This window comes from Streptomyces phyllanthi, assembly GCF_009377205.1.
Taxonomy (GTDB): domain Bacteria; phylum Actinomycetota; class Actinomycetes; order Streptomycetales; family Streptomycetaceae; genus Streptomyces; species Streptomyces phyllanthi.
In genome coordinates this window covers 1-2,800 of record NZ_VJZE01000739.1, presented here as the reverse complement: position 1 = coordinate 2,800, position 2,800 = coordinate 1, and the positions used below count along the sequence as shown (strand labels likewise).

Annotated in this window: 2 protein-coding genes; both read left to right on the top strand. The window is 73.2% G+C overall.

Features of this window, described 5'->3' with window-relative positions; translation table 11 throughout:
* Positions 1-157: 157 nt before the first annotated feature.
* The gene (locus tag FNH04_RS44205) at positions 158-1,213 is read left to right on the top strand and encodes a sugar ABC transporter substrate-binding protein (RefSeq protein WP_152791871.1); all 1,056 of its coding nucleotides are present in this window, start codon (positions 158-160) and stop codon (positions 1,211-1,213) included.
* Positions 1,210-2,800, top strand: a 1,591-nt coding sequence (locus FNH04_RS44200; RefSeq protein ID WP_152791870.1) for a sugar ABC transporter ATP-binding protein, incomplete at its 3' end; no start/stop codon positions are given. The genes FNH04_RS44205 and FNH04_RS44200, both read left to right, overlap by 4 nt.

Sequence of the window (2,800 nt, the reverse complement as noted above, 5' to 3'; positions counted from 1 at the left end):
GCACAGGCGTAGCCGGAACGTGGCGCGGGCCCCGGCCGACCCGGCCGCCGGGCACAGTCGGTATTTGTACGGATGGTGGTGCGGGGCCCCGGCGTCTTTCCTGGTCGGCACAGCCGGAAGCCCGCCATGACGGGCACGTCTCCTGGAGGGTCCCGCCATGTTCACGCCCCGGTACGCCGTCGAGTCCGCGGCCTCGCGCAGACAGTTCCTCTCGTGGTCCGGTGCCGCCGTCGCGGCCACCGCGCTGACCGCGGCGGGATGCGCGGCGCCCGACAGTTCGTCCAAGTCGCAGAAGGCCGGTGGCGACGGCAAGGCGTCCGGCACCGCCGAGCGGCTGACGAAGATCGGCCTGGACTACCCCTTCACCATGCTCCCGCTCTACTCGACCCTGGTGAAGCTCTCCACCGCCGGCGCGAAGAAGCACGGGATCACCCTGCTGACCACGAACGACGCGGGCAGCGCCGACACCCAGGCCACCAACCTCAACACCTGGGTCACGCAGAAGGTCCCGGCCATCGTGTCGTTCCCCATGGTGTTCGAGGCCGCCGAGCCCATCGCGAAGGCGGCGCTGGACGCGGGGCTGATCTGGGTGACGTACGGCGGCTCCCTGGAGCACCAGAGCGCCGACATCAAGTTCAGCTTCCGCGAGGGCGGCACCCTGCTCGGGGAGGCGGCGGCCACGTGGGCCGAGGAGAAGCTGGGCGGGAAGGGCAAGGTCGCCTTCCTCACCGACAGCACGATCGAGCTGGGCCGCGAACGCACCAAGGGCATGATCGACGCCTTCACCGAGCTGGCACCCGGCGTGGACGTGGTCGCCGAGGAGCAGGCCATCGACCCGGACACCGGACTGGCGAAGACCAAGGCGATCCTTGCCCGGCACCCCGACCTCGACATCGTGCTCGGCGTCACGGACGCGGCGGCGTACGGCGCCTTCAAGGCGCTCCAGCAGGCGGGCCGTTCGAAGAATCACGCCAGGACGTTCGTCGGCGGGCAGGACGGTGCCGCGCCCTCCCTGATGGCGATCAAGCAGGGCACCTTCTACCGGGCCTCGGCCGCCCTCGAACCCGAGGCCATCGCGGGCGCCATCGTCGACGTGCCCATGGCGGTCGCCGCAGGCAAGGCGAACCCCGGCGCCGAGGTGCCGATCACCCTGGTCCGGCACGGCGACACCGAGAAGATCGACGAACTCCTCGCCCAGAACGCCCCGTCATGACCGAGCCGAGCCTGAGGATCCGCGGACTGCGCAAGTCGTTCGGCGGAGTCCGGGCCCTGGACGGCGTGGACCTGACCGTGCCGATGGGACAGGTCCACGCCTTGCTCGGCCACAACGGCGCGGGCAAGTCCACCCTGATCAAGTGCCTGGGCGGGGCCTTCCCGCCGGACGCGGGCACCATCGAGGTGGGCGGGAGGCCGTACACACGGCTGACTCCGCGCGAGTCGATCGCCGCGGGTGTGGCGATCATCTTCCAGACGCTGAGCGTGGTCGACGCGCTGACCGTGTCCGAGAACATCTTCCTCGGCCAGGAGTGGACGCGGTACGGGCGGGTCGACCGCCGCAGGCAGGAGGAGGTGGCCGCCGGGCTGCTGGAACGGGTCGCGGCCACCTGTTCGCCGCGCGACCGGGTGGGCGATCTCCCCATGGGCCAGCGGCAGTTGGTGGAGATCGCCAAGGCGCTCAGCCGCAGCGCCTCGGTCCTGGTCCTGGACGAGCCGACCGCCGCCCTGTCGGGCGCCGAGAGCGACGCCCTGGCCGAACGGGTAGAGGACCTGCGCGTCCAGGGACTGGCCATCGTGTACGTCACCCATCTGCTGTCGGAGGTGGAACGCCTCGCGGACGAGGTGACCGTGCTCCGGGACGGGCGGGTGGCCCACCACTCGGCGATGTCGGGGCGCACCCGGCGCGAGCTGGTGGACGCGATCGTCGGCCGAGCCGTCGGCAAGCCCGCCCCCGGCAGCACCGAGGGCAGGTCGGCTCCGGGCGGCACCGCGAGCGGGTCGGCGCCGACAGCCGGGGCTCCGCGCGGCGCTCACACCCCGCCCGGCCCGCCGCGGCTCACCGTGGACGGCCTGTGCGGTCCCGGGTTCGGCCCCGTCTCGTTCTCGGTGGCCGAGGGCGAGCGGGTCGGGCTGTACGGGCTGATGGGCTCCGGGCGTACGCGCCTCCTGGAGACCCTGTTCGGCGGACGCCGGGCCACGGGCGGCACGGTACGGGTCGGGGAACGTGCCGTCGCGGCGGCGCGGCCCGCCGACGCGCTGGCCGCCGGGATCGCTCTCGTACCGGGAGACCGGCGCCGGCAGGGGCTGTTCCCGACACTGAGCGCGCAGGACAACGCGCTGCTGCCCGCGGTGCGCCCGCTGGCCCGCCACGGGGTGCGGGCTCTGGGCGCCGAGCGCCGGGTCTTCGACGCGGTGGCCGGGGCGATGGGGCTGCGGCCCGTCAGGCCGAAGCTGCCCGCGGGCGCGTTCTCCGGTGGCAACCAGCAGAAACTCGTCCTCGGCCGGTGGGTCCACGACATCCACGGGGTGGACGTGCTGCTGCTGGACGAGCCCACGCAGGGCGTCGACGTCGGTGCCCGGCAGGAGATCCACCAGGTGGTGTCCTCGCTCGCCGCCGAGCGGAGGGCGGCCGTGCTGTTCGCCTCCAGCGACCCCGAGGAGGTCGTCGCGCTCGCCGACCGCTGTCTCGTCGTCGCCGGGGGCCGGATCGTCGGCGAGCTGTCCGGTGCCGAGCTCACCGAGCAGGCCCTGCTGTCGGCCGTCCACGAGCCCGGCACCGGTTCGGCACCCCTGCCCCCTGGCC

Excerpts from the sequence above, each read along its gene's own strand:
- FNH04_RS44205 (WP_152791871.1), top strand. The coding sequence starts at position 158 with ATGTTCACGCCCCGGTACGCCGTCGAGTCCGCGGCCTCGCGCAGACAG.